Source organism: Paraburkholderia tropica (assembly GCF_900109265.1).
Lineage (GTDB): Bacteria > Pseudomonadota > Gammaproteobacteria > Burkholderiales > Burkholderiaceae > Paraburkholderia > Paraburkholderia tropica.
Window position 1 is genome coordinate 52,555 of record NZ_FNZM01000020.1, and the last position, 26,990, is coordinate 79,544.

Sequence of the window (26,990 nt, forward strand, 5' to 3'; positions counted from 1 at the left end):
CCGGTGCGGCGCGCAGCCTCTTCCGGCAACGCGTGCCGGTCGTTGTGGATGGCTTCAGGCTCCCTGGGGGCTCGCGGCGCGGCGGGCCCGTCACTTCATTATCGGCGAAACTTGCCGCACTTGCGCGACTTCCCGCGCAGGGCGGCCGGCGCGCTGCGTCGGCTGGCGCACACTGGCCTGGCGTCGGCGCAACACCGCCTCGCACTTCCTGCGCGCGGTCGGGCACGATGCACCCGAAACGAACGCAAAACTCGAACGCAAAACGGCCCGCGCCTTCCCGCGCGGGCCGTCTTGCAACACGCTGCAAGAGCCGGCGGACTTCCCCGCGCGTTACCAGACGAACGCGGCGCGCGCGCTGCCGTTCGAGCCGACAGTCACCGTGCTGGTCTTCTCGACGCCGTTATGGCTCGCGTGCACCGTGTAGCGGCCCGGGCGCACCCGCACCAGCATGTACGGCCCGCGCGACGTGGTGTCGAGCACGCTCGCGCCGTGGGCGTTCGTGAGCTGCACGCGCACGTCGGCGAGGAACTCGGCGTTACGGCCCGTGAAGCGCAGCGACAGCGGCCACGAGCGTTGCGCCGCCTGCAGCGCCTTCGACTCGTCTTGACCGACGCCGCCCGAGACATACGAGACGTCGCCTTGCTGCTGCACTTGCGGCATGCCGCCGCCGTTGGTGTTGCCGGCGCTCGAATCGTCGGACGACGAGCCGCCGACCGTGGCGTTGCCCTGCGTGCCGTTCATGTCTGACGAGCCCGCGTTGCCGCCTGGCGGCATGGCTTGCTGCGCTGCCGCATTGCCCGCGTAGCCGAGTGCCAGGGTGGCCGCGAGCGCGGCGGCCGACAGGACGGGGCGTGCGTTTCGGAACATCTTCATCGTGACGACTCCTTGGAAGTTTCTCCGGTATGGCGGATAGCGCAAAGCGCGTGCCCATGAGAACAGGTATAGGAGATCGGCCGATGACATGACGCATGTCTGTGCACAAAAAGCGCACAAAACGCGCGCACAAAAGAAAACTGCCGCCGGGCACAAGCCCCGGCGGCAGTGAAAAAGCGGTCCGGCAATCCCGGTAGACGAAGCGTAAAGCGCGTCGGACCGCTGGAGCGAATCGTAACGACGGTTGCCGCGCCTAGCCGAGATCGACCGGCACGAAGATCTGCGCGTCGTCGCGCTGGATCAGCAGCGCGATGCTGTTGCCCGCCTGCGCGATCATCTGCTTGAGCTGTTCGGCGCTGCCGACCGGACGGCCGTTCACGGCAAGGATCACGTCGCCGGGCTGGATGCCCGCGTTTTCCGCCGCGCCGCCCGCCTGCTCGACGAGCAGGCCGTGATCGACCGAATCGTTGCTCTTCTCTTCCGGCGTCAGCGGACGCACGGCCACGCCCAGGCGCCCCTGCATCTGCGACTGCGGCGTATCGTTCGACGCCACCTTGGCGTCGGAGAGCGTGCCGATGGTCGCGTTCAGATCCTTGGTGGTCTTGTCGCGCCAGATCTGGACGTCGGCCTTGGTGCCCGGCTTCATGCCCGCGATCAGCGACGGCAGGTCCGACGAATCGCCGATCTGCTCGCCGTTCACCGCCACGATCACGTCGCCCGGCTTCAGGCCCGCCTTGGCGGCCGGGCCGTTCGCGTCCACCGAGCTGACGAGCGCGCCGTGCGGCTTGTCCATGCCGAACGAATTGGCGAGCGTCTGGTTCATCGACTGCACCGCGACGCCGAGGCGTCCGCGGCTCACATGGCCGGTCTTGACGAGGTCGTCCTTGACCTTCATCGCTTCGGTGATCGGGATCGCGAACGACAGGCCCTGGAAGCCGCCCGTCTGCGAATAGATCATCGAGTTGATGCCGATGACTTCGCCCTGCAGATTGAACAGCGGGCCGCCCGAATTGCCGGGGTTCACCGGCACGTCGGTCTGGATGAACGGCGTGTAGTTCTCGTCCGGCAGCGAGCGCGACTTCGCGCTGATGATGCCCGAGGTCACGGTGTTGTCGAAGCCGTACGGCGAGCCGATCGCCACCACCCACTGGCCGACCTTGCTCTGGCGCGGATCGCCGATCTTCACGGTCGGCAGATCCTTGGCGTCGATCTTGAGCACGGCCACGTCGGACTGCTTGTCCGCGCCCACGACCTTCGCCTTGAATTCGCGCTTGTCGGTGAGCTTGACCGTCACCACGTTCGCGCCGTCCACGACGTGCGCGTTGGTCAGGATGTAGCCGTCCTGGCTGATGATGAAGCCCGAACCGAGGCTCGTGCTCGGCGTGTCGGGCTGCGCGCCGCCGCCGCTGCCGTCGCCGCCCATGCCGGGCATGCCGCCGTAGAAGTGCTTGAAGAACTGATAGAACGGATCGCTCGGATCGATCGGCAGTTGCTGCGCGCCGCCACCGGCGCCGCCGCGCATCGCCGTCTGCTTGACGACGTGCTTCGCGCTGATGTTCACGACCGCCGGACCGTAGGTTTCGACAAGGCCCGAGAAGTCGGGAATGCCGGTCTTGGCCGCGGCCTCGGCGGGCATCATCGCGGCCTGTGCCGGCGTGATGACCTGCGGCGGCGGCACGTCGCGGCGACCGGCAACGTAACCGGCCGACAACGCCACGGCCACGGCGATCGCCACGGCACTACGGGTAAAGACTTTGGTATTCATAGCGGACTCCTTGCGCGGGATGCTGTCACGACGTAACGAAGATTAAGCGGCGTCGCTTAAAGGAGTCTTAATTTGGGAACTCATGCGCAAAGCCCCGTCCGGAGGGGCTTTGCGGGCGCGCGAGGCGAATAAGGGGCGAATTGAAAGCTCGATTAAAGCTTCGCCGGCACGTCGATGCGCAATGATTCAAACGCCCCCGCGCAATCCTTGCGCGCGCATCGATCGGAGGAAAGCGGGCCGACGCGCGGCATGCGGCCCGCGCGCCCGATCAGAAGCGCAGATCGACCTGCAAACCGCCCGCCGGCGAGTCGCCGAGCGAGATGGTCGCGCCGTGCTGATCGGCGATCCGCCGGACGATCGCCAGCCCGAGTCCGGTGCCCGCGACATCGGTGCGCGCGCGGTTCGCGCCCGCGCCCACGCGATAGAAACGGTCGAACACGCGCGCGCGTTCGTCGACGGGAATGCCCGGCCCGCTATCCGCGATCCGCACGAGCGGATGGCCGTCGTCGAGCAGCAGGCTCACGTCGACGCGGCCGCCCGCGGGCGTGTATTTCGTGGCGTTGTCGAGCAGATTGTTGAACATCACGCGCAGCGCGTCGGCGTCGCCGTCCACGTGCGCATCGGCGCTTTCCTCGATGCCGAGATCCACGCCGCGCTGCTGCGCGAGCGGCGCGTAGTTGAGCACGCAGTCGTCGAGCAAGGCGTGCAGGTCGACGCTGCGCGCGCGCGCATGGCCGTCCGGTTCCGAGCGCGCGAGCGCGAGCAGTTGCTCCGCGAGACGCGTCGCGCGCGTGACGCCCGCCTGCAGATCGCCGAGCGCTTCGCGGCGCGCGTCGTCGTCCTTTGCGCGCGCAACCAGTTGCGCCTGAATCTGCACCGCCGCGAGCGGCGTGCGCAGTTCGTGCGCGGCATCGGCGACGAAGGCCTTCTGCGTGTCGAGCGCGTGCGCGAGCCGTTCGAGCAGCGCGTTGAGCGCATGCACGAGCGGCATCACTTCGCGCGGCAGACGCTCCTCGGGCAGCGGATCGAGCGCCTCGGGATGCCGCGTGTCGAGCGCGCGCGCGACGCGCGACAGCGGCTTGAGGCCGCGCCCCACCACCATCCACACGGCGAGACCGAGAAACGGCAGCAGCACGATCAGCGGCCAGAGCGTGCGTAGCGCGACGTTCGCCGCGAGCCGGTTGCGCACCGACACCGGCTGCGCGAGCTGCACGACGTTGTCGCCGACGATCGCGCCGTACACGCGCCAGTCGCCGCGATCGGTCTTTTCAGTCGAGAAGCCGAGCTCCGCGCGCGGCGCGAGCGGCGCGCGCGGATGCGAGTAGTACATCAGCACGCCGTTGCGATTCCAGATCTGCAGGACGATGCCTTCGGTGCCGGTATCGCGCGATGACAGAATCTCGTTGAAGGGCTCGGACGGCAGCGCCGAAGCGATTTCCTGAAGCTGGTAATCGAACAGTTCGTTGGCTTCCGCGAGCGCCTGGCGGTAGATCAGCCAGCCCGCGAGGCTCACGCCCGCGACCACGATCGCGAGCAGCCAGAACAGCAGTTGTCGTCGAATCGAACTCATTGGTGCGCGTTCGTCCTCACGCGTCTTTCGCGATCATGTAGCCGAGGCCGCGCACGTTGCGGATGAGATCGGCGCCGAGCTTCTTGCGCAGCGCGTGGATGTAGACCTCGACCGTGTTGCTGCCGATTTCCTCGCCCCAGCCGTACATCTTCTCTTCGAGCTGGCTTTTCGAGAGCACCGCGCCGGGCCGCGCGAGCAGCGCTTCGAGGAGCGCGAATTCGCGCGCCGACAGCGCCACGGGCGTGCCGTCCTGCGTGACCTGGTGCGAGGCCGGATCGAGCGTGATCGAGCCGTGACGGATGGTGGATTCGCTGCGGCCCGACTGGCGGCGGATCAGCGCACGCATGCGCGCGCCGAGTTCGTCGAGATCGAAGGGCTTGATGAGGTAATCGTCGGCGCCGGCGTCGAGCCCTTTCACGCGGTCGGCGATGGCGTCGCGCGCCGTGAGGATCAGCACCGGCAGCGCCGTGCCGCGCGCACGCAGCGTGCGCAGCACGTCGAGGCCATCGCGCTTGGGCAGCCCGAGATCGAGCAGCATCAGGTCGTAGCTTTCGCCACTCGCGGCCGAGAGCGCGGCTTCGCCGTCCTCGACCCAATCGACCGCAAAGCCCTCGCCGCGCAGCGCCTTGCGCACGCCTTCGGCGATCATGCGGTCATCTTCGACTAGCAGTATGCGCATCGTAGTGAAATAACGAAGCGGCGCGCGTGGCGCCGCGTTGCAGGATAACGATGGTGCATTCTAGCGCGGCGCCGACAGCACCACGCCGATGTGGCGTGCGAATGGTTCGCCCTGTGCGCTCAAAGATTCGTACGCGCGATCTGCTTGCATCTCGCCTGCTTCGTCATTACTTCTCGATGACATGCGTCCGTATCGCGTTTTTATTGCGCCTTTCGCCCCTGCTTTCATCACTTTTGTCGCCGATGATGCGCGCGCACCGCACGAGGTCTTTACAATGGGCGCTTTTGCGGCGCGCGGCGCCGCGATGCTGATGCGCCGTTCAGCCGGCTTTGCGCCCGAGCGCGAAGCCCGCGCGACGGCCGCGCGCATCGCCACCGCTTCGCGCCCCTGAATCCGCGTCCGCGCGCAAACCGGCGAAGCCGCCCTCGAAGGCGCTCGCCGCGCGCGCGGCCCTGCACTGCCCGCCACTGCCCGCACTCGCCAACGCATTTCATGCCGCCCGTTTCGTCGTCCCCGCGCCCTCTTCGCTCCCTTCGCCGCTTCTGGCGCCTGCCGTCGCGTCAAGCCGCCAGCCTCGCCTCCGCAGGCACGCCTGCACGCGCGCGCGCCCGCACCGCCGGCCGCACGCTCTCTCTCACGCTCGTCTGCGCCGCGCTGAGCGCCGCGTTCTGCGCCGCGCCCGCCGCCTACGCGCAACCGACCGAGGGCCGCACGCCGACCGTCAACGTCAGCACCGTGCTGCCGCCTTCGGTCATGACGGGGCTCGAACGCGCGCACGTGCCGCTTTCGTCGATGAGCGTGGTGATCGAAAAAGTCGGCGACCGCTCGCCGAGCGTGGCCGTCAACGCCGGCCAGCCGATGATGCCCGCCTCGACGATGAAGCTCGTCACCACCTGGAGCGGCCTCGCGATGCTCGGCGCCGACTACCGCTGGAAGACCTCGGCCTACACCGACGGCGAAGTCGATGCGAGCGGCACGCTGCACGGCAATCTCTACATCAAGGGCACCGGCGATCCGAAACTCGTGCCCGAAGAACTGATCGACCTCGTGCAGAAGATCCGCGCGTCGGGCATCACGCGCATCGAAGGCGCGCTCGTGCTCGACAAGAGCGAGTTCGATCCGTCCACGCGCGACCTGCCCTCGTTCGACGGCGACGACAGCGCGCCCTATAACGTCGGCCCCGATCCGCTGATGTACGCGTTCAAGTCGGTGTCGTTCACGTTCTCGCCGTCGCGCGAAGGCGTCTCGATCGACGTGGTGCCGCCGGTCGCGCAATGGCAGATCGACAACCAGATTCAGGAGCGCCCCGGCGCGTGCCGCGGCATGCTGCCGAGCCCGCAGGTCACGCCCGGCGCGAACGGCGTCGTCACCGCCAGCTTCGACGGCAACTACGCGATGCGCTGCGGCGCGCGCACGCTCAACATGGCCGCGCCCGTCGATCACTCGACGTTCTTCGCCGACGGCTTCCTCGCGCTCTGGCAACAGGCGGGCGGCAGCTTCTCGGGCGCGACGCACGAAGGCGTCGTGCCGCCGCGCGCGCGCCTCGTGGCCGTGCACCAGAGCCCGCCGCTCGGCGACGTCGTGCACGACATCAACAAGTTCAGCAACAACGTGATGGCGCGCAATCTGTTCCTCACGCTCGGCGCGGTCGAGGGCAAGCCGCCTTCAACCACGGCGAAGGCCGCGTCGGCGGTGACGAACTTCCTGCACCGCAACGGCCTTGCGATGCCCGAACTCGTGCTCGACAACGGCTGCGGCCTGTCGCGCGAAGAGCACATCAGCGCGCTCTCGCTCGCGAACCTGCTGCAGACGGCCAACGCGAGCCCGGTCGCGCAGGTCTTTATCGACTCGCTGCCGGTCGCGGGCGTGGACGGCACGATGCGCAACCGCCTGACCAACGCGGGCGTGGGCGGCAACGCGCACATCAAGACCGGCACGCTGCGCGACGTGCGCGCGATCGCGGGCTACGTGGCCGCCGAGAACGGTTCGAGCTGGATCGTCGTGAGCCTGATCAACGATCCGCGCGCGGAAGGCGCGCGCGCCGCTCACGATGCGCTGCTCGAATGGGTCTACAAGGGCATGCCCGAGGAGCATCCGGTGTATGTCGATCCGCATCCGCGCAAGGCGTCGAAGGCGTCGCGCGCGGGCCACGGCGTGAGAGTCGAGCGGATCAGCGAATCGGTCGGCCGCAAGCCGGCGGAAAAGGCGCCGGAAAAAGCATCGGAAAAGGCGTCGCCCAAAGCCTCGGCGAAGGCGCCTGCGAAGACGTCGGCCAAGGCGTCCGGCAAGGCCACGAAGAAGCATCACGCCGCGCATTGAGCGTGACACTCGCACACGCGGACGGCACGTCGTCATGACGTTTCGTCCGCTGTGCTGAGCGCCTGGGCTCGCGCGTTTCTGGCGCGTTTCTGGCTCGTTTCTGGCGCGTTTATGGGCACGGCTTCTGTGCGCTCGCATCCGCCTCCGCGAACGCGCGCCGCCCGGCCGCTTTTGCCGCGTTTCACCCTCGCCCCAAGCGCCCCCCGCGCATGCCGATCCGGCGCGCCACCTCCCCGCATCGCACGCCGCGCAAGGCTCGCCCGGCGGGCCGCCTCGAAGATTTCCTCTAGCAAAGCCCCGAGCGTCGCGCGTCGCGGACGTGTACTCTGACGGGCAAAGTCCGGTAGCGCGTCAGCGTATGCATCGCGCACCGGCAGCCGCGCGCACGCCCTCTTGCACCGGGAAGGGCACGCGACGGCGCTCTGGAGACGAGACACACAACAACGCGGCGCCAGCGCCGCACACGGGACGAGGAGGACGACGTTCGTGCAGTTCGACGCGCAATGGCTGCTGCTCGCGCTCGCGCCCGTATTTCTCGCCTGCATCGGCTGGGAAGCCTGGCATCTCGCCCGCACGCGCCCCGACACGGCCCTCTACAGCTGGCCCGACACGCTCTGCAACGCCGCGCTCGCGCTCATGCACCAGGGCGCAGACAAGCTCGCGTGGCTCGTCGCGATTCCCGTTTACGCCTGGGTCTGGCGCCACGGGCGTCTGACAGACTGGCAGCCCGGCTGGCGCGCCTGGCTCGCGCTGTTCGTCGCCCAGGACCTGCTCTACTACGTGTTTCACCGCGCGAGCCATCGCGTGCGCTGGCTGTGGGCCGCGCACGTCGTCCATCATTCGTCGGGACGCCTCAATCTTTCCACCGCCTTCCGTCAGAGCCTGATGTATCCCGTCGCGGGCATGTGGCTGTTCTGGATTCCGCTCGCCGTGATCGGCTTCACGCCGATGCAGATCGTCGGCATCGTGCTCGTCAATCTCGCGTTTCAGTTCTTCGTGCATACGCAGGCGATCGGCAAGCTCGGCTGGCTCGAATACGTGTTCAACACGCCGTCGATGCACCGCGTCCATCACGCGCGCAACGAACGTTACATCGACCGCAATTACGCCGGCGTGCTGGCGATCTGGGACCGTCTGTTCGGCAGCTACGTCGAAGAAGATGCGCTCGAACCGCCCGTGTACGGCATCGTCAAGCCGCTCGATACCTACAACCCGCTGAAGGCGAGCTTTCACGAATGGATCGCGATGGCGCGCGACTGCGCGCGCATGCCGGACTGGCGCACGCGGCTTGCTGCGCTGTTCGCGCCGCCCGATTGGTGCGCGCGCCACGACCTCGCGCTTGCGCCGCAGGCCTCGCAGGCGGCCGTGACGGAAAACAACACCAGGGGTGAGTGCGGGTCGCGCGAACCTTAGGAGATTGCGTAGGCTGTCGGCCAGAGAACGGGGAACGAAGTACACAAGCCAGATCCGCACCGGCAGTTTGCATTGAAGCAGTGGCCATCAAGCCACACACCGAGGAGATGAAGTGAATATGAAGCACCAAGGAACGAGACACCGTACGCTGCTGCGCGCCTCCCAGATCGCTCTCGCGAGCGCCGCTTTCGCCCTCCTCGCCGCGTGCGGCGGCGGCAGTGGCGACAACAACAGCAGCGCCAGCACAACGCCGGCGGGCGGCGTGAAACTGCAGGTCGTGTCGTTCGGCGACAGCCTCTCCGACGTCGGCACCTACTCGCCGCAAATCCTGCCGGGCTTCGGCGGCGGCAAGTTCACGACGAACCCTGGCGAGATCTGGGTGCAGAAGATCGCGGAATACTACGGCGGCACCATCACGCCGGCCTACGAAGGCGGCTTCGGCCTCGCGCTCACCGCCACGGGCGGCATGGGCTACGCGCAGGGCGGCTCGGACGTCAGCGCGGCCTTCCCCGAAGGCGAAGGCTGGGCGCCGAACAACGCGGCGGCGACCACCGTGCCGGTCGAGACCCAGGTCAGCAATTACCTGAGCGCCTACAAGAGCTTCAACGACGGCCAGCTCGTGCTGATCAACGGCGGCGCGAACGACATCTTCCAGTACGCGACGACGGCGAACCTGCAGGCGCTCGGCGCGGCGCTGCAAACCGATTTCCCGGCGCTCGTGGCGGCCGGCACGCTGCCGAACACGCAGGCGGGCCAGGTGCAGTTCATCGCCGGCTACCTGAAGCAGAACAACGCGCAGGTCTACCAGGCGGCCGTGGCAATGGCCACGCAGGTGCAGACCATTCTGCAGGCGGGCGGCAAGCACGTCGTCTTCATGACCGTGCCCGATATCGGCCAGACGCCGCTCGGCGTAGCGGCGAATGCGCAGTCGGCCGGCGCGGCCGCGCTGCTGACCGGCATCACGGCGGCCTACAACGGCATCGTCGAAACGGCGCTCGCCTCGGCCATCAGCTCGAAGGCGGTGATTCTCGCCGATGCGTTCACGTGGCTCGACACCGTCGTGCTGCCGAACGCCCAGGCGAACGGCTTCACGGTCACCAACACCGGCACGGCCTGTAACCTGACGCTGATGGCGCAGAACGCCACCGCCTACGCGCAGAAGTATCCGCAAGTGCTGCAAAACGGCATGACGGCCGCGGAATACGGCGCGCAGTTCCAGTCGTCGCTGTTCTGCTCGCCGCAGAGCTACACGGTGGCGAACGCGGACCAGACCTACGTGTTCGCCGACACGGTCCACCCGAGCACGCACACGCACGCGCTGTTCGCGCAGTACGTCGAGCAGACGATCGCGGCTTCGGGGCTCGGGAAGTAAGCTTGCGGCCCAGCGCTGTTGCGCTGCGCTGCGCTGTGTTGCGCTGCGTTGCGTAAGGGCGAAAAAAAGCCCGGCCTGGAAAGGCCGGGCTTTTTGTTTGGATCGGCGTAAGCCGCGATGAGCGCCTACGTGCCGGTAGCCTCCGCCTCGGGCCACAAACGCGGAAACAGCCAGCGAAAAAGCGAGAGCGGCAAAGCCAGTTCGAGCGGACCGCGCGGCGTGGGCGAATCCACGATCCCGATCTTGAGCAGTTCAGCCAGCAAGCGATCGGCCGTGCGCGGCGCGAGGCCGGTCATCGCCTTGAAACGCGCGCGATCGATGGAATCGACCGTTCCGAGCATGGCGAGCGGCATGGCGGCTTCCGCGCGAAGGAAGCGCGTGTCGGCGGACTGCGCGAGGGCCGCGAGCATCTGCGCGAGCCGCATTTCGAACGCGCCGAGATCGAGCATGCCGCGCATGAATGCGATCTGATCGAGACAGATATCGAGAAAGTAGTCGATGAACTGCACAAGACCAGCCTCGCTGAGATTGCCGCGTCCATCGAGATCGCCCTTGCGCGGCTGATCGGCTTCGACGAGCGCGGCGTAATACTGCGGCTGCGAGCGCGCAAAACCGCGCATCGGCGACCACAAGCCATGCGTCAAGCCAAGCCCGGCGAGCCCAACATGGGTATGCAGCCGCGCAACCCGGCCGTTACCGTCGAGAAAAGGGTGAATCCAGGTTAAACGATGATGCGCGGCGCCCAAAGCGATCAACGCCGTTTCACCGGCGCGCGCGTATTGATATCCGGCTTGCCACGCGCCCATAAAGGCGGGAATCGCGGCGGGATCGGGCGGGATATGGCGTCCGACCTGAACGCCCTGATTACGCCACTCTCCCGGATCGACGGCGATCAGGCGGTCTTCGTCGTCCTTTTGCTGAAGATCGTCAGGGTGAAGCTGCGCGTGCAGATGGCGATGGATCGCGCGGATCGTGTCCGGCGCGAAGTGGCGCGCGGAATCGAAGTGTGGCCATGCCGCCTCGCTCCAGCGCTCGGTTTCGATATGCGCCAGCGCAATGCGCTGCCGCCGCGCCTCATCCGGCTTGCTGGAAAAGTCGCGTTGCATCGCCTGCTCGATCAGCAACGGCTCGGTATGCTGCCCTTCGATCTTGTTGGTGTAGTACGAATTCATCGGCCGCAGCGCCTCGCGCAGCAAGGCACGCAACCGGGGCATGCCCTGCGCCGCGAGTCCCGCCGATTCAGCGATGACTTGCGCCGCGCGCGGGCGTAACGCGTCGAGCCGATGCTCGCCGGGCATAAGCGGCTGCATCTGGTGAGGCTGGTCGTAGGCGTAGCGGCTGGCGGTCGGATGCATGAGACGAAGCGGTGACGTGGCGCGTGTCGTGGCGACTATCAGAGATGTATTCTATCCGCAGAAATCCTTTAACCACAATGAGATAGCACAACCATGGCGACTGTCGTGGCGACTAATTCCGCGACCGCCTGCGCCCCCGCCCCGCCCTACTCCTGCGCTTCGAACGCCGCCGCCGCGCGGCCGAGCCGGTCGTTCACGGCGATCCATTCGATTGTCTCCGGCAGCTTCTCGATGAGAATGCGCGAGACATTCGCCCGATCGAGCGCGCGCAGCAAGCCATACAGCTCGCGCGCATAAGCCTGCGGTTCTTCCGGCGCGGCCACGAAATGCACGTTGGCCGCCTGCGCCCACGCACCCGCGCGCGAGGCACGCGCCACCAGCGCCACCGTCTCGCCCGCGTCGCGCGCGGCGGCGAGCTGCGGCTCGAGCGCCTCGAACGGCTGCAGCGCCAGCGGCGTGCGCGGCGCGTAATGCGCCTTGAGCGTGCCCGACGCGCGCGGCACCGTGGCATCCGAACCATCGGGCAGACGCGGCGCCTCGCCGAGCACGCGCGCGATATCGTGCGGGCTCACATGGCCAGGACGCAGCAGCGCCGGGAAGCCACGCGACAAATCGAGAATTGTCGATTCGATGCCCACGTCGCACGCGCCGCCGTCGAGCACATGCACCGTCGCGCCGAACTCGTCGCGTACGTGCTGCGCCGTGGTCGGGCTCACGTGGCCGAAGCGGTTCGCGGACGGCGCCGCGACGCCGCCATGCCCGCCGCGCCGCGCCGAAAACGCCGCCAGCAGCTTCTGCGCGACCGGATGCGACGGGCAGCGCAGCCCTACCGAATCCTGACCGCCGCTCACCGCGTCGGGAATGCGTGCGTGACGCTTGACGATCAGCGTGAGCGGACCCGGCCAGAAGGCGTCGACGAGCTTTTGCGCGTCTTCCGGCCACTCGGCGGCCCAGTACTGCGGATCGCCGCCCGGCGGCAGATGCACGATCACCGGATGGTTGGCGGGACGCCCCTTCGCGGCGTAAATACGCGCGACGGCTTCCGGGCTCGCCGCGTCGCCGCCGAGGCCGTAGACGGTCTCGGTCGGAAACGCGACCAGTTCGTCCGCATCGAGCAGCGCGGCGGCGTGCTCGATGTCGGCGTCGGTCAACGGCGAAGCCACGGATGAAGCGGCGGAATGCGGCTGTTCGGACATGATGCGCGGCGTCCTCAGCTCGTGACGATATGCAGCAGACGCGCGCAGTCGCGTGCGGCCGTGCGGGCTTCGTCGAGCGTCGGCGCGGTGAAGTTCACGTGGCCCATCTTGCGGCCCGGGCGCGCGTCTTCCTTGCCGTACAGATGCAGACGCGCGGCAGGCATCGCCGCGACCTGGTCCCACGGCGGCGTGACGGGCGCGGCGCCCTTCTGCGCCTTCGCCTCGCCGGCGCCGGCCGGGAACCACACATCGCCGAGAATGTTGAGCATCACGGCCGGCGAGTGCTGGCGCGTGTCGCCGAGCGGCATGCCAGTCATAGCGCGCACCTGCTGCTCGAACTGGCTCGTCGCACAGGCATCGGTCGTGTAGTGGCCCGAGTTGTGCGGACGCGGCGCCATTTCATTGGCGACCAGCGAACCGTCTTCGAGGATGAAAAACTCCACGCACAGCACGCCCACATAGCCGAGCTTCGCCGCGATCTGCAACGCCGCCTGCTGCGCCTGCTTGACGAGCGCTTCGCTCGCGTCCGGCGCGGGCACGATCGTATGCGACAGCACGCCATTGCGGTGCGTGTTCTGCGCGAGCGGATAGACCACGGCCGCGCCGTTCGCGCCGCGCGCGATCAGCGCGCTGACTTCGAACTTGAGCGGCAGGCGCTTTTCCAGCACGCACGGCACGCCGCCGAGCGATGCATGCGCCTCGCGCACTTCGTCGGCGTTCGTCACGCGGATCTGGCCCTTGCCGTCGTAACCCATGCGCGCGGTTTTCAGGATGCCGGGCAGCACGGCGGCGATCGTGGCGTCGTCGAGCGCGGCGAGCGCCTGCGACGATTCGATCACCACGTGCGGCGCGACCGGCACGCCCGACGCCGCGATAAAGCGCTTCTCGGCGATGCGGTCCTGCGCGACGGCCACGCAACGTCCGGCCGGGCTCACGAAGGTCGATTTGGCGAGCGCGTCGAGGCTCGCGGCGGGCACGTTCTCGAACTCGGTCGAGATGGCCGCGCACAGGCGCGCGAGTTCGGTCAGTGCGGCTTCGTCGTCGTAGGCCGCGCAGATATGGCGGTCGGCGACCGCGCCTGCGGGACTGGTCGCGTCCGGGTCGAGCACGGCAACGCGATAGCCCATCGCCTGAGCGGCAAAGCAGAACATGCGGCCAAGCTGGCCGCCACCCACCATGCCCAGCCAGGCGCCGGGCAGGATCGGTGAAACCGGAGAATTGTCAGGAGTCATCTTCGTGGTCGGTCGCGGCTGGCCGCGGCGCGTGGGGATACGTCGCGCGGTCCAGACCGGGGTTTAACGTCGAAGGCAGGACGCGGTGCCGGCCTTCGACGGTGTCGCTTCAGGCGGCGTCCGATGGGTCAACTCAACTCGAAACAACAGCAAGTGACATCGATCGTCGCCAAACTGGCGCTTAACGCACCACGCTTAGAGCGCCGGCAGCACCATCGCATGCGCCGCTTCGTTCTGGCGCACGCGGAACGCCGCGAGCTTGTTCGCGTATTCCGGATCGGTCACGCTCAGCATCGAGACGGCGAACAGCGCCGCATTGGCCGCGCCCGCTTCGCCGATGGCGAAGGTCGCGACCGGCACGCCCTTGGGCATCTGCACGATCGAATGGAGCGAGTCCACGCCCTTCAGATACTTGCTGACCGCCGGCACGCCGAGCACGGGCACCGTGGTCTTGGCCGCCAGCATGCCCGGCAGATGCGCCGCGCCGCCCGCGCCCGCGATGATCGCGCGCAGGCCGCGCTCGCGCGCTTTCTCTGCGTACTCGAACATCTCGTCGGGCATGCGGTGCGCCGAGACGACCTTGGCCTCGTACGCCACGCCGAACTCCTGCAGGATCGCGACCGCGTGCTTCATCGTTTCCCAGTCGGAGCTGGAGCCCATCAACACGCCGACGAGGGGCGCCGCATGCTGGTGAGCCGTCTGAACTTCGCTCATTGTGCTTCCTTTTTCCTTCTATTCACTGCGATGGCGGCCTTTTCCGACCGCCAGTCGCCTACACCATCCGCTTTTCAGGCCAGCTTCTGGCCGGTCAGGCGCTCGAGCGCTTCCTGATACTTGGCCGAGGTCTTTTCGATGACTTCTTCGGGCAGCTTCGGCGCCGGCGGCTCTTTCGCCCAGTCCTGGGTTTCGAGCCAGTCGCGCACGAACTGCTTGTCGAACGACGGCGGGTTCGAGCCCACCTGGTACTGGTCGGCGGGCCAGAAACGCGACGAGTCGGCGGTGAGCGCCTCGTCCATCAGGAACAGCTGGCCGTTGGTGTCCAGACCGAATTCGAACTTGGTGTCGGCGATGATGATGCCGCGCGTGGCCGCGTAATCGGCGGCTTCCTTGTACAGCTTGATCGAGATTTCCTTGATCGTGCGCGAGAGTTCGGTGCCGATGCGGCGCTCCATCTCGTCGTACGTGATGTTCTCGTCGTGATGGCCCATTTCGGCCTTCGCGGCCGGCGTGAAGATCGGCTCGGGCAGCTTCTGCGCGTTTTGCAGGCCCGGCGGCAGTTCGACGCCGCACACGGCGCCCGTTGCCTGATAGTCCTTCCAGCCGCTGCCGGCCAGATAACCGCGCACCACGGCTTCGACGAGGATCGGTTCGAGACGCTTCACCACCACGGCGCGGCCCTTGACCTGCTCGACTTCGTCGGCGGCCACCACGGTTTCGGGCGCGACGCCCGTGAGGTGGTTCGGCACGACGTGCTTGAGCTTCTCGAACCAGAAGTCGGCCATCTGGTTGAGCACCTCGCCCTTGCGCGGAATCGGCTCGCCCATGATGACGTCGAACGCCGACAGACGGTCGGTGGTGACGATCAGCAACTTGTCGTCGCCCACGGCGTAGTTGTCGCGGACCTTGCCGCGGCCCAGAAGCGGCAGCGAGCGGAGCGTGGATTCGTAGAGGGTAGACATCGTCGTGATTCGCTAAAAGAACAATCGAAACGGAAGCGGGACCGGCGCGGACGGCCGGAATCCGGAAAGTAATGCGAGGGTAAACCAAAAACCGCTAAAAAGCTCATCGCCGTTCCCCCGAAACTGGCGGAAACGGCGACGTTTCAACTCGCTGCAGGCGCGTTCCGGGCCAGCCGGCGCGCCTGGCGCGACCACCGCTTAGCGGACGATCTGCGCGAGTTCGCCCGACTTGTACTTCTCGGCGATCTTGTCGAGCGAGACCGGCTTGATCTTGCCGGCCTGGCCTTCGCAGCCGAACGCGAGGAAGCGGTCCACGCAGACCTTCTTCGCGGCTTCGCGAGCCGGCTTCAGGTAGTCGCGCGGGTCGAACTTCGACGGATTTTCGTACATATAGCGACGGATCGCGCCCGTGATCGCCAGACGCAGGTCGGTGTCGATGTTGATCTTGCGCACGCCGTGACGAATGCCTTCCTGGATCTCCTCCACCGGCACGCCGTACGTTTCCTTCATGTCGCCGCCGAATTCGCGGATCTCGGCCAGCAGTTCCTGCGGCACCGACGACGAACCGTGCATCACGAGGTGCGTGTTCGGAATGCGTGCGTGAATTTCCTTGATGCGCTGGATCGACAGGATGTCGCCCGTGGGCTTCTTGGAGAACTTGTACGCGCCGTGCGAGGTGCCGATGGCGATCGCCAGCGCATCGCACTGCGTGAGCTTCACGAAGTCGGCGGCCTGCTCCGGATCGGTCAGGAGCTGCTCGCGCGTCATGGTGCCTTCGGCGCCGTGACCGTCTTCCTTGTCGCCCTTCATGGTTTCCAGCGAACCGAGCACGCCCAGTTCCGCTTCCACCGTGACGCCGATCGAGTGCGCCATTTCCACGACTTTACGCGACACATCGACGTTGTATTCGTACGATGCAACCGTCTTGCCGTCGGCTTCGAGCGAGCCGTCCATCATCACGCTGGTGAAGCCGCTGCGGATGGCTGCCATGCAGACCGCCGGCGACTGGCCGTGATCCTGGTGCATCACGACCGGAATATGCGGATACGACTCGACCGCAGCTTCGATCAGATGACGCAGAAACGGCTCGCCCGCGTATTTGCGTGCGCCCGCCGAGGCTTGCATGATCACCGGCGAACCGACCTGGCTTGCCGCTTCCATGATCGCCTGGACCTGCTCCAGGTTGTTCACGTTGAACGCCGGCAAACCGTAGCCGTGCTCGGCCGCGTGGTCGAGCAATTGACGCATTGAAACGAGAGGCATTGTCCTACTCCTTTGATTTGAAACGAATTGCTTCGTGCCGCCGGCCGTCTTGCGCAGCCGGTCGTGGGCGGCCTGGCAGCCGCCGCCCCGCGTGTCGCGACGCGGGCTCAATGCCGTGATTTTATCGCGAAGACACTGCAATTCCCGCGCCGATCGCGTAACTGGCATGAAATTGGCGTATCGGAACGTCAGATCGGCGAGAAGATGCAAAAAGAATTGACAGCCCGCGCGCCGCCTCACCGGCGCGCAGACTGCAATTTCGGGGAAAATGCGGGGATTTTGCTGCGATTTAGCGCTTATCCAGCACCTATCTAACGCCGATCTGATACCAATGTGATACCAGTCGGCGCCTGTGCAATTTTTTATTTTTCGCGCCTCGGGAACGGCGCGGCATCGGTGAAAAACCGATGGAAACCGCGCAATCCCGAAAATAAAGCGAAAAAAATGGCGGCGGATTTACAGCACGTCGCCGACGCGCACGATCTTCAACGTGTTCGTGCCGCCCGGCTGACCCATCGGCTCGCCGACCGTCAGCACGACCATGTCGCCGCGCGCCGCGTAGCCCTTGCTCACGACCACTTCGATCGCTTGCTGGAGCGCCGTGTCGCGGTCGCTGCTGGTGTCCAGATGCAGCGGCGTGACGTTACGGTACAGCGACATCGCGCGCTCGCTGCCCACGCGCGGCGTGAGCGCGAAGATCGGCACGTGGGTCCAGTGACGCGACATCCACAGCGCCGTCGAGCCCGACTCCGTGAGCGCGACAATCGCCTTCGCGCCCAGATGGTAGGCCGTGAACAGCGCGCCCATGGCGATCGACTGGTCGATGCGCGTGAAGGTGCGGTCGAGGAAATCCTTGTCGAGCTCGCTGTGCTCGGACTTCTCGGCTTCCACGCAGATCGCGGCCATGGTTTCGATGGTCTGCACCGGATACTTGCCCGCCGCCGATTCGGCCGAGAGCATCACCGCATCCGTGCCGTCGAGCACGGCGTTGGCGACGTCCGAGACTTCGGCGCGCGTGGGCACCGGCGCGTGGATCATCGACTCCATCATCTGCGTGGCCGTGATCACGAGCTTATTCGACTCGCGCGCCATGCGGATCATGCGCTTTTGCAGCGCCGGCACCGCGGCGTTGCCGACTTCCACGGCCAGGTCGCCGCGCGCGACCATGATGCCGTCCGACGAATCGAGAATCTCCTGCAGCGCCGGAATGGCTTCCGCGCGCTCGATCTTCGCGATCATCTTCGGCTTCACGCCGTAGGGCGCGCCCGCGATATTCGCGAGCTGGCGTGCCATTTCCATGTCGGTGGCGTTCTTCGGGAACGACACGGCGACGAAATCCACCGCCAGCGACATCGCCGTGCGGATATCTTCCATGTCTTTCGCCGTCAGCGCGGGCGCCGTGAGGCCGCCGCCCTGGCGGTTGATGCCCTTGTTGTTCGACAGGTCGCCGCCGACCTTCACGATCGTGTGGATCTCGCTGCCGATCACACGCGCGACGTCGAGCACGATCAGGCCGTCGTTGAGCAGCAGCACGTCGCCCGGCTTCAGGTCGCGCGGCAGGTCTTTGTAATCGAGACCGACGCGCTCGTCGTTACCGAGTTCGCACTCGGCGTCGAGGATGAAGGGCTGACCCGGCTCGAGCGTCGTCTTGCCGTTCTCGAACTTGCCGACGCGGATCTTCGGGCCTTGCAGATCGGCCATGATCGCGACTTCACGGCCGGCCTGACGGGCGCACTCCCGCACGGTTTCGGCACGCTGACGGTGGTCGTCGGCGGTGCCGTGCGAGAAGTTGAGGCGCACCACGTCCAATCCCGCATGGATCATTTTCAGCAGGACGTCCGGCGTGCTGGAAGCCGGACCGATGGTGGCGACAATCTTGGTGGCGCGATGCATGAGTCTCCTCGTCTGGAAAGGATCGCTGGAAAAACCGTTGCTGCGAGAAGAGCTGGCCGGCTGCGCCGCGAGGGCGGGCATGCCGGGACGCGCACCGGTCGAAGCCGGCGTCGCTTTCTTTGACGACGCCGCTGCCGTCGCAGGGACGGTGGCGGCGCGATTCATGTTCATTTTCCCGGCGGACGTGGCTGTGCGTCCGGCGGGGGGAGTCGGTTCGCTCACCGGCGTCGCGCGCGATTCAGCGGTCGGCGCTGACGACGGTTCGAGAGCGGCATCGGTTGCGGGCGTCGCGCCCGCCCGCACCGTGCTGGCGAGGGGCGTGCCCCCCGCTTTCGTCGGTTTCTGTCTGGCGGCGGCCCCGGTTGCGACGCGCGGCTTCTGCGCGTTGGCACGAGGAAGCTTGTTGGCGGCCTTCCCGGCCGGGGCGCGCGGCGCCATTTAGCCAGCCGCCCGGGTTTCGAGCACTTCCACCGCCGGCAGCTTCTTGCCTTCCAGGAACTCCAGGAAAGCGCCGCCGCCGGTCGAGATGTAGCTGACCTTGTCGGCGATGTTGTACTTCGCGATGGCCGCGAGCGTGTCGCCGCCGCCGGCGATCGAGAACGCGCCCGAGCTGGCGATCGCGTCCGCGAGCGTCTTCGTGCCGTTGCCGAACTGGTCGAACTCGAACACGCCGACCGGGCCGTTCCAGACGATCGTGCCGGCCTGCGCGAGCTGCGCGGCGAGCGCGTTGGCCGTGACCGGGCCGATGTCGAGGATCATGTCGTCGTCGGCGACATCCGCGACGTTCTTCGTTTCGGCCTTGGCCGTCGGCGAGAACGCCTTGGCGGTCACGACGTCGGTCGGGATCGGCACCGAAGCGCCACGGGCGCGCGCCGCGTCGATGATCGCCTTGGCGTCGTCGACGAGATCGACTTCCGCGAGCGACTTGCCGATCTTCAGGCCGGCGGCCAGCATGAACGTGTTGGCGATGCCGCCGCCGACGATCAGCTGATCGACCTTTTCGGCCAGCGACTTGAGGATGGTGAGCTTGGTCGAGACCTTCGAACCGGCGACGATCGCCACCAGCGGGCGCTTGGGCGCGCCGAGCGCCTTGCCGAGCGCGTCGAGTTCGGCGGCCAGCAGCGGGCCTGCGCAGGCGATGCCCGCGTACTTCGCGATGCCGTAGGTGGTGGCTTCGGCGCGGTGCGCGGTGCCGAACGCGTCGTTCACGTAGATGTCGCAGAGCTTCGCCATCTTTTGCGACAGCTCGTCGGAATTCTTCTTCTCGCCCTTGTTGACGCGGCAGTTTTCGAGCAGCACGACGTTGCCCGGCTCGACGTTCACGCCGTTTTCCACCCAGTTCGCGACCAGCGGCACGTCGCGGCCGAGCAGTTCGGCCAGACGCTTCGCGACTGGCGCGAGCGAGTCTTCGGGCTTGAATTCGCCTTCGGTCGGGCGGCCCAGATGGGACGTGACCATGACAGCGGCGCCCGCATCCAGCGCGGCCTTGATGGCCGGCACGGAGGCGCGCACGCGGGTGTCTTCGGTGATGTTGCCGTGGTCGTCCTGCGGCACGTTCAGGTCGGCGCGGATGAACACCCGCTTGCCCTTGAGCTTGCCTTCGGAGATCAGATCGGAAAGACGCAGAACCTTGTTCATGGACATGTCATCTTGATGGTGGGAAGGCGGTGACAAGACGATGCAGGTCCGCGGGCCGTCGAAGCGGGGCTTCGGGCAGCCAGGGCGGCTAAGGCGCGACGGGCGCGGCGCGGGATCCGCGCGGCTGCCGTCTCCAGGCGCCGCCGCGGGTCGCTTGCTCGGCGCTCGGCACGAGCCGGCATCGAATTGCGAGATCGGTATTTTAGCCGATAGCCAGGACGATCCGGGCGTGCATCGGCGAATCTCCCGTATTTGGGAGAACGCTGAGCGCGCCGCCGCGACGGACGGCCCGGCGCATCGGCAGAGCACGCGGGGCATCGGCGGATGCTGCGCCGCAACATCCGCGCTCACATGTCCACCGGATGATTTTTTTCGCGGATTCTTCGTGCGAATCGTGGCCTGCACAAGCTGGGTACGGGCCGAAAACGGGTCGAAAACGGGTCGAAATCACGCCGAAAGCCCGTCGCAAGCGCCAGCGGGCGCGCTGGCGGGCGTTAAATGACGTTAAAATAAATCTCTTTGCCACCCGCCGGCTTCGCGCGCGGAGCACGATGTGCGACGCGATCATCACGCTGGCGCGCAAACAGGGTTCGGGCTTCCCGCGATCGGCGAGCGGCAAGCGCTATTCGGCACGCTTGAACGGGGTGTCCGGCAAGAACGAGAATTACGTGCACGGGTTCGCGAAGGTCTGACGCGAAGGTCTAACGCTGTCGCGCCAGATCCCACGAAGCCGCGCCCCCACTGCTACACAGAGAATTATCCTCATGAGCGAACTCAAGGAAATGCCGCTGGTCGAGCTGAAAGCCAAGGACCTGCCGGCCTATTGCCCGAATCCGTCGATGCCGCGCTGGAGCAACCATCCGCGTGTCTTCATCGACGTGACGCACGGCGAAGCGAAGTGCCCGTATTGCAGCACGCGCTACAAGCTGAAGGAAGGCGAGGTCGTGCACGGCCACTGAGGCCCGCGCATGGCGGCGGCGCGGGTCGCGTCGCCCAGGTCTTGACCCGGACCTCGACGCACGCGGCCGACGTTTGGGATTCCTCGCGGTTTTTCGCCACGCGCCCCAACCTTCGGACGCCGCTCGCCGCCAGCCCCGTCTTATCGCACAATGACGCCGGACCGCGCCGCGCCCCGATTTCACCGGGCGCCGCAGCGGCGCCGGCGTTCACACTCATCGACGCGCTCGACGCGTCGTTTTTTTAACCGCGCTACGCGCGCCTGGCCCGTTTGCCGGTTTCGATCGGCACGGCCCGCGCTCGCAGCCTTTGTAATTTCCGGACTCTGACTCCCGATGCGCCGCGCGCTGGTAATCGCACCGAACTGGATCGGTGACGCACTGATGGCGCAGCCGCTGTTTTCGCGGCTCGTAAAACTGCACCCGCGCATTCAGATCGATGCGCTTGCGCCTACCTGGGTTGCGCCCGTACTCGAGCGTATGCCCGAGATCCGCGACGTCTACGCCACCGACCTCGCCCACGGCAAGCTCCAGATGCTGCGCCGCTGGCAGCTCGCGGGCGATCTGCGCGCGGAGCGCTACGACGTCGCCTACGTGCTGCCGAATTCGCTCAAGTCCTCGCTGATCCCGTGGCTCGCGAACATTCCGCTGCGCATCGGCTACACGGGCGAGAGCCGCTACGGCTTCCTGAACGTGCGCCACGCGAATCCGCCCAAGGACACGCGCCCGCCGATGGTCAAGCACTACGCGGCGCTCGCTTACGCGCCCGGCGCGAATCCGCCCGACGATCTGCCGCTGCCGCGCCTGGAATCGGATCCGAACGAAGCCTCGCGGGTTTCCGCGCGTTTCAATCTGGATACGCGCGTGCCGCTGCTGGTGTTCTGCCCCGGCGCGGAATACGGCCCCGCCAAGCGCTGGCCGCCCGAGCATTTCGCGGCGCTCGCGCGCATGGTCGGCCAGTCGTTCCCGTACACGCAGATCATCGCGCTCGGCTCGCCCAAGGACTCGCCGCTCGCACAGGCGATCGCCGACCAGGCGCCGAATGTCCGCAATCTGTGCGGCCAGACGGCGCTCGGCGAAGCCTGCGCGCTGATCTCGCGCGCCAGCGCCGTCGTCACCAACGATTCGGGTCTGATGCACGTGGCCGCCGCGCTGCGCCGCCCGCTGGTGGCGATCTACGGTTCGACGGATCCGCGCCACACGCCGCCCTTGTCCGAGCTCGCAAAGGTACAATGGCTGCATCTCGATTGCAGCCCCTGCTTTGCGCGCGAGTGTCCGCTCGGGCATCTGAACTGCCTGCGCGAACTGAGCCCCGAACAGGTCTTCGACGATTTGCGCGGCATGCTGGTCGCCCAGCGCTGAACCCCGCGCCGCGTTCGCCTCGGGCGCAACGCGCCGCGTGTGTGCGGCACGCCACCGACGCCGCGCCCCGCCGGCGCGCCCAATTCAGGTATTGCGCCGGTGCGCGCGGCGCGTCGAAGCCAACGCCAACCCGCGCGTGAAGCGCATCAGATCAACGAGCCATGCCACGTTTTGCCCACATCTTCGAAGCCGCCGCTGACACGCTCAACGCCTACTACCAGGCTGTCGCCGAGGTCAACATCGACGCGTTGATGGGCCTGTGGATCGACGAGGAGTTCGTGAGTTGCATTACCGCCGAGGGCGCGCATCTGCACGGTCTGCCGGACATCCGCGCGGGCCTCGCGGCGGAGCTGGAAGCCGCGCCGGTGTCGATCGAACCGCTCGACATCCGCGTCTACGACAGCCTCGGCACCGTGGTCTACGCGATCGTGGAAGCGCATCGTCCGGTCGATCCGAACGCGATCCCGGCGATGGTGTTCACGACCTATGTGATGGTGCATGAACGCGGCGAGTGGCGCATCGCGCACATTCACGCGAGCCGGATGCCCGACGACGCCGCGAGCCAGTTCTCCGCGAAACTGCGCCACGGTCAGGGCGCACTGCACTGAGCCGATCCGGCGAGGCCGGGTCGCGCGGGTGCCGTGAAACGGGCGAGCAGCATGCAGTCTCGCGCGAGTTCGGGCGCGCTCGAACGACAACCGGCGTCGACCGGCATTGAGGCCAAACAAGCGGCCCCGATAAGCGAAAAAGAGCGAAAAAGAGCGGACAAAAGCGGCAAAAGAAAGCAGCAGTCGAAAGAAGGGGAAGGCCATGAGCACCACCGGCGATGAAGCGGCGAACTACGACGCGGCCAGCAATGCGGCCGTCACGGCCCTGAACGGCATGCTCCCCTCGAGTTACCGCGCGCCGTTCTGGCTTGCGGGCCCCCATATCGAAACCATCGTTCCCGCGCTGTTCTCGCGCCTGCCCACGCCGGCCTACCGGCGAGAGCGCTGGGATACGCCCGACGGCGACTTCATCGAACTCGACTGGGTCGATGCCCCCGCCAGCGCCGGCGCGCACGCCCCCCTTTTCGTCCTGTTCCACGGCCTCGAAGGCGGCTCCGGCTCGCACTACGCGCGCGCGCTCGCGGCCGAGGCACACGCGCACGGCTGGCACGCCGTGATTCCGCACTTTCGCAGCTGCAGCGGGCCGATGAACCTGCTGCCGCGCTTCTACCATCTCGCCGACGCCGCCGAAGTCGACTGGGTGCTGCGCCGCCTCGCCGCGCGCCACGCCGGACCGCTCGTCGCGGCGGGCGTCTCGCTCGGCGGCAACGTGCTGTTGCACTGGCTAGCGCAACAGCGCGAGGACGCGCGCATCGTCCGCGCCGCCGCCGCGATTTCCGCGCCGCTCGACGTGCATGCGGGCGGCAAGATGCTCGCGAGCGGCTTCGGCATGATCTACACGCGCAGCTTCCTCAAGACGCTCAAGGTGAAGGCGCTCCAGAAGCTCGACCAGTTTCCGGGCCTGTTCGACGCCGACGCCCTGCTCGCCTGCCGCAACATGTACGAATTCGACGGCGTGGTCACCGCGCCGCTGCACGGCTTTCGCGACGCGCACGACTACTGGACCCAGGCGACGGTGCGTCCGAAGCTCGGCGAAATCACCGTGCCGACGCTCCTGCTGAACGCGCGCAACGACCCGTTCCTGCCCGGCCACGTGCTGCCCGCGCGCCACGAAGTCAGCGACGCCGTCGAGCTCGACCAGCCCGAACGCGGCGGCCATGTCGGCTTCATGACGGGCCCGTTCCCGGGCCGCAGCCAGTGGCTCGCGCAACGCGTGACCGGTTATCTTTCACCGTATCTGCCGGCGTCGCGCGCGGCGTCCCACGCTCATGGATGACATCGTCAAACAGGCGCTCGCGCGCTGGCCCAACGTTCCCAGTTGCACCGGCTGGCTGCGCCTCGATGCGCGCGGCCACTGGCGTCTGCGCGACGAAGCCGACCAGGCCGCCGGCGCGCCCGGCACGCCGATCCGCCACGAAGCGCTGATTGCCTTCATCAACCGCAATTACGAGCGCGACGACCAGGGCCAGTGGTTCTTCCAGAACGGCCCGCAATGCGTCTACGTCGAGCAGGAATACGCGCCGTGGGTGGTGCGTCTCGCGAGCGTTCCCGACTCGGCCGTTCCCGATGCGAACGGCACGCTCGCGCTCACCGACCACACCGGTCACGCGTTCACGCCCGTGGCGGCGTTCATCGACGAAAACGGCAGCGTGCTGTTCGCCGATGCCGCCGATGCGAACCTCCACGGCGGCGTGGCACGCGTGGCGCTGCTACACGATCACGATCTCGGCCTGTTCGCCGAACACGCCACGCTCGCCGACGACGGCCAGAGCGGCACCTTCCACTGGCGCGCCGACGCCGCGCTGCCGCTGCAAGCCATCGCGCGCGTAGACGTGCCGTCGCGTTTCGCCTTCGTCCCGAGTCCCGAGCACGCGGAACAAGCCGCCCGCGCCGCCCAATAGGCGCGCGCGTTCAGATCTTGCTGTCCTTCTCCTCCGCGCGCTCCTCCTTGTAGCGCGCCTCGAAGTCGTGCAGGCGCGCGTCGATCGTCGACAGATCGTAGAAGCCGACCGACTTCATGTCGCGCGCCTCCTTCAACTGCCGGATCGCCGACGGCCACGCGCCGTCCAGCGCGAACTTCTCGGCCAGCGCGCGCCGTTGGGTCAACGCATCGCCGCTGCCCGCGCTCGCCTGCGCGAGGTACTGCCACCAGGCGGCCTGACGCGGCTCGCTCTGCGTCTCGGCGCGCGCGAGCGTCTGCGCGTCCTGGAAGCGCCGAGACGCGATCAGCGCCTGCAGCAAGCCGTCGGTCGCCGCGTGTGACGCGGGCCACGCCGTGTGCGCGGCCTGCGCGAGGCGGATGGCCTCGTCGGTGCGGCCCGCGCGGCGCGCGATCTCGGCGGCGAGCACGTCGAGACTCGGCGAGCTGCGCGGCTTGCCGCGATCGTTGCCCTCGGCGGCCTCGAAGCGCACGAACGCCGCGCGCGCCGTGGCAAGCGACTGCGCCGCATCGTCGTAGCTTTCGAGCAGCGTCTGCGCGACGGCGATCCCGTACCAGTTCGCGGCCACGTTGAGCGCCGTGCGGTCGTCGATTTCGGCACGCAGACGCGCGATCTCATCGAGATATTCGTGACGCGAGCGGTCCTGCAACACCCGCACGCGCGCCCGCACGAAACCGTACTCGGGCGCCTGACGCGGCTGCCGGTAAGGCGCGCGGCGCGCGCGGTCCTCCATGTCGGCGATGCGCTCGCCAGTCAGCGGATGCGTACGCGCATAGGCGGGCACGCCCGCCTCGCTCATCGACGCGCGTTCGAGCCGCTCGAAGAACGCCACCATGCCCCACGTGTCGTAGCCCGCGCCGCCGAGCAACTGGAAGCCGACGCGGTCCGCCTCGTGCTCGGCTGCGCGCGAGAAGCGCAACTGGCTGTCGACGGCATAGGCTTCGCCGCCGAGCGCGATCGCGCTGCCGAGGTCGCCGCTATGCGCGAGCACGCCCGCGAGAATGCCGAGCAGCACGCCCGCGAGCGCCGCGTAACCGCTGTGCTCGCTCTGCGTGAGCATGCGCGCGATGTGCCGCTGCAGCACGTGGCCCATCTCGTGACCGAGCACCGAGGCCAGCTCGGATTCGGTCTGCGTCGCGATGATCAAGCCCGAGTTCACGCCGATGAAACCGCCCGGCAGTGAAAACGCGTTGATCTGGTAATCGCGCATCGCGAAGATCTCGAAGTCGGGCCGATAACCGCCGATGAATTGCGCCGACGCCGATGCCGCAAGCCGCTCCGCCACCGCGTTCAGATAATCGAGCACGAGCCAGTCGCCGATGTAGTCGGGATCGCGACGGATATCGCGCATGACGCGCACGCCCACGCGCCGTTCGGCTTGCGGCGTGAGCGCGCCGCCCGAACCATCGCCGAGATCGGGCAGTTGCGGGACCCAGGCGGGCGGGCGCACACTCGAACTGCCGTAGACGCCGGGGCCCGACGGATGCGTCGAGCCGACTTCGCCGAAACGCGACTGCGCACCGCCGTAGGTGCCGAAGACGCCCTGTGCAATCGAGGCGGGTAAGGCGACGTCGCCCGCGTCGTCGAGCGGGCCGCTGACGAGCGCCGGCGCGTTGGGCGCGAGCGTCAGGTTGGTCGTGGGGCGTGCGGCGGAGGTGGCGCTGGAAGCGGATGCGGATGCGGGCGCGGTGGTGGACACTGTGGAGCGCGCGATGTCGGCCGCACGCAGATCGAGCACCGCGGCGGGCGGCGAGCCGCCTGTCGACGACGCTTGCGCGCCCGACGCCGACGCCTGCGGCGGAACCGCGAGCGAGACGCACAGCCAGACAGCCAGGAGCCGTTTCAGGGGCATCGATCTGAAGGTCGCAAAGCAGGGT

At 67.4% G+C, this 26,990-nt stretch carries 24 protein-coding genes; 11 read left to right on the forward strand and 13 right to left on the reverse strand.

Going from position 1 to position 26,990, the window contains the following annotated elements; genetic code table 11:
- Nucleotides 1-330 precede the first annotated feature (330 nt).
- From BMY06_RS29400 to BMY06_RS29415, 4 genes are all read right to left on the reverse strand, one after another.
- On the reverse strand, nt 331-873 hold the full coding sequence (locus tag BMY06_RS29400) for a peptidase associated/transthyretin-like domain-containing protein (RefSeq protein ID WP_065059292.1): 543 nt from the start codon (nt 871-873) through the stop codon (nt 331-333).
- Nucleotides 874-1,126: 253 nt separating this feature from the next.
- The gene (locus BMY06_RS29405; RefSeq protein WP_065059293.1) at nt 1,127-2,638 is read right to left on the reverse strand and encodes a DegQ family serine endoprotease; all 1,512 of its coding nucleotides are present in this window, start codon (nt 2,636-2,638) and stop codon (nt 1,127-1,129) included.
- A gap of 268 nt (nt 2,639-2,906) precedes the next feature.
- Nucleotides 2,907-4,208, reverse strand: coding sequence for an ATP-binding protein (locus BMY06_RS29410; protein WP_065059294.1), 1,302 nt, complete (start codon nt 4,206-4,208; stop codon nt 2,907-2,909).
- Between the two features lie 16 nt (nt 4,209-4,224).
- The gene (locus BMY06_RS29415; RefSeq protein ID WP_065059295.1) at nt 4,225-4,887 is read right to left on the reverse strand and encodes a response regulator; all 663 of its coding nucleotides are present in this window, start codon (nt 4,885-4,887) and stop codon (nt 4,225-4,227) included.
- Between the two features lie 88 nt (nt 4,888-4,975).
- Between BMY06_RS29415 and BMY06_RS39025 the strand changes: the two genes are divergently transcribed.
- From BMY06_RS39025 to BMY06_RS29430, 4 genes are all read left to right on the forward strand, one after another.
- Complete coding sequence (locus BMY06_RS39025) at nt 4,976-5,278, forward strand: hypothetical protein (protein WP_124263254.1); 303 nt, start codon at nt 4,976-4,978, stop codon at nt 5,276-5,278.
- Nucleotides 5,279-5,379: 101 nt separating this feature from the next.
- The gene (dacB, locus tag BMY06_RS29420; RefSeq protein ID WP_080180650.1) at nt 5,380-7,206 is read left to right on the forward strand and encodes a D-alanyl-D-alanine carboxypeptidase/D-alanyl-D-alanine endopeptidase; all 1,827 of its coding nucleotides are present in this window, start codon (nt 5,380-5,382) and stop codon (nt 7,204-7,206) included.
- 486 nt (nt 7,207-7,692) lie between these two features.
- The gene (locus BMY06_RS29425) at nt 7,693-8,619 is read left to right on the forward strand and encodes a sterol desaturase family protein (protein ID WP_065059297.1); all 927 of its coding nucleotides are present in this window, start codon (nt 7,693-7,695) and stop codon (nt 8,617-8,619) included.
- Nucleotides 8,620-8,737: 118 nt separating this feature from the next.
- Nucleotides 8,738-9,991: an SGNH/GDSL hydrolase family protein gene (locus BMY06_RS29430; protein ID WP_065059298.1), complete on the forward strand. Its 1,254-nt coding sequence runs from the start codon at nt 8,738-8,740 to the stop codon at nt 9,989-9,991.
- A 125-nt stretch (nt 9,992-10,116) separates the two neighbouring features.
- On the opposite strand, the gene BMY06_RS29435 is transcribed toward BMY06_RS29430, so the two are convergent.
- The 7 genes from BMY06_RS29435 to pyk all read right to left on the reverse strand — a co-directional run bounded on the left by BMY06_RS29435 (nt 10,117) and on the right by pyk (nt 18,609).
- Nucleotides 10,117-11,346 (reverse strand): Fic family protein, encoded by a 1,230-nt coding sequence (locus BMY06_RS29435; protein ID WP_074986746.1) that lies wholly within the window; start codon nt 11,344-11,346, stop codon nt 10,117-10,119.
- A 146-nt stretch (nt 11,347-11,492) separates the two neighbouring features.
- Entirely contained in the window at nt 11,493-12,542 is a 1,050-nt protein-coding gene (locus BMY06_RS29440; protein WP_074986747.1) for an L-threonylcarbamoyladenylate synthase, read from the reverse strand.
- A gap of 14 nt (nt 12,543-12,556) precedes the next feature.
- Nucleotides 12,557-13,774: a 5-(carboxyamino)imidazole ribonucleotide synthase gene (locus tag BMY06_RS29445; RefSeq protein WP_065059300.1), complete on the reverse strand. Its 1,218-nt coding sequence runs from the start codon at nt 13,772-13,774 to the stop codon at nt 12,557-12,559.
- Between the two features lie 195 nt (nt 13,775-13,969).
- A complete protein-coding gene (purE, locus tag BMY06_RS29450; RefSeq protein ID WP_065059301.1) occupies nt 13,970-14,488 on the reverse strand; it encodes a 5-(carboxyamino)imidazole ribonucleotide mutase in 519 nt (172 codons plus the stop codon).
- A gap of 74 nt (nt 14,489-14,562) precedes the next feature.
- On the reverse strand, nt 14,563-15,453 hold the full coding sequence (locus tag BMY06_RS29455) for a phosphoribosylaminoimidazolesuccinocarboxamide synthase (protein WP_065059302.1): 891 nt from the start codon (nt 15,451-15,453) through the stop codon (nt 14,563-14,565).
- Between the two features lie 198 nt (nt 15,454-15,651).
- The gene (fba, locus tag BMY06_RS29460; RefSeq protein ID WP_028217828.1) at nt 15,652-16,716 is read right to left on the reverse strand and encodes a class II fructose-bisphosphate aldolase; all 1,065 of its coding nucleotides are present in this window, start codon (nt 16,714-16,716) and stop codon (nt 15,652-15,654) included.
- Between the two features lie 456 nt (nt 16,717-17,172).
- Entirely contained in the window at nt 17,173-18,609 is a 1,437-nt protein-coding gene (gene pyk, locus BMY06_RS29465; protein WP_065059303.1) for a pyruvate kinase, read from the reverse strand.
- On the opposite strand from pyk, the gene BMY06_RS29470 reads away from it, so the two are divergent.
- Nucleotides 18,608-19,051 carry a hypothetical protein gene (locus BMY06_RS29470; protein WP_080180649.1) on the forward strand — a complete coding sequence of 148 codons (444 nt, stop codon included), beginning with the start codon at nt 18,608-18,610 and terminating at the stop codon, nt 19,049-19,051. The two genes, pyk and BMY06_RS29470, sit on opposite strands and share 2 nt — an antisense overlap.
- Here BMY06_RS29470 and BMY06_RS29475 read toward each other — a convergent pair.
- Complete coding sequence (locus BMY06_RS29475) at nt 19,048-20,247, reverse strand: phosphoglycerate kinase (RefSeq protein ID WP_065059305.1); 1,200 nt, start codon at nt 20,245-20,247, stop codon at nt 19,048-19,050. The two genes, BMY06_RS29470 and BMY06_RS29475, sit on opposite strands and share 4 nt — an antisense overlap.
- A gap of 362 nt (nt 20,248-20,609) precedes the next feature.
- Between BMY06_RS29475 and BMY06_RS39030 the strand changes: the two genes are divergently transcribed.
- From BMY06_RS39030 to BMY06_RS29505, 6 genes are all read left to right on the forward strand, one after another.
- A complete protein-coding gene (locus tag BMY06_RS39030; RefSeq protein WP_143064443.1) occupies nt 20,610-20,939 on the forward strand; it encodes a hypothetical protein in 330 nt (109 codons plus the stop codon).
- A 72-nt stretch (nt 20,940-21,011) separates the two neighbouring features.
- Nucleotides 21,012-21,206 (forward strand): zinc-finger domain-containing protein, encoded by a 195-nt coding sequence (locus BMY06_RS29480; RefSeq protein WP_065059306.1) that lies wholly within the window; start codon nt 21,012-21,014, stop codon nt 21,204-21,206.
- A 333-nt stretch (nt 21,207-21,539) separates the two neighbouring features.
- Entirely contained in the window at nt 21,540-22,565 is a 1,026-nt protein-coding gene (gene waaF, locus BMY06_RS29490) for a lipopolysaccharide heptosyltransferase II (protein ID WP_074986750.1), read from the forward strand.
- A gap of 161 nt (nt 22,566-22,726) precedes the next feature.
- Nucleotides 22,727-23,173, forward strand: a complete 447-nt coding sequence (locus tag BMY06_RS29495; RefSeq protein ID WP_065059308.1) for a nuclear transport factor 2 family protein — start codon at nt 22,727-22,729, stop codon at nt 23,171-23,173.
- Between the two features lie 202 nt (nt 23,174-23,375).
- Nucleotides 23,376-24,449, forward strand: coding sequence for a hydrolase (locus BMY06_RS29500; protein WP_074986751.1), 1,074 nt, complete (start codon nt 23,376-23,378; stop codon nt 24,447-24,449).
- The gene (locus BMY06_RS29505; RefSeq protein WP_074986752.1) at nt 24,442-25,074 is read left to right on the forward strand and encodes a DUF2946 family protein; all 633 of its coding nucleotides are present in this window, start codon (nt 24,442-24,444) and stop codon (nt 25,072-25,074) included. The genes BMY06_RS29500 and BMY06_RS29505 overlap by 8 nt, the downstream gene beginning before the upstream one ends.
- Nucleotides 25,075-25,084: 10 nt before the next feature.
- Here the strand turns inward: BMY06_RS29505 and BMY06_RS29510 are convergent, their stop codons facing one another.
- Complete coding sequence (locus BMY06_RS29510) at nt 25,085-26,965, reverse strand: M48 family metalloprotease (protein WP_080180648.1); 1,881 nt, start codon at nt 26,963-26,965, stop codon at nt 25,085-25,087.
- Nucleotides 26,966-26,990: the final 25 nt, after the last annotated feature.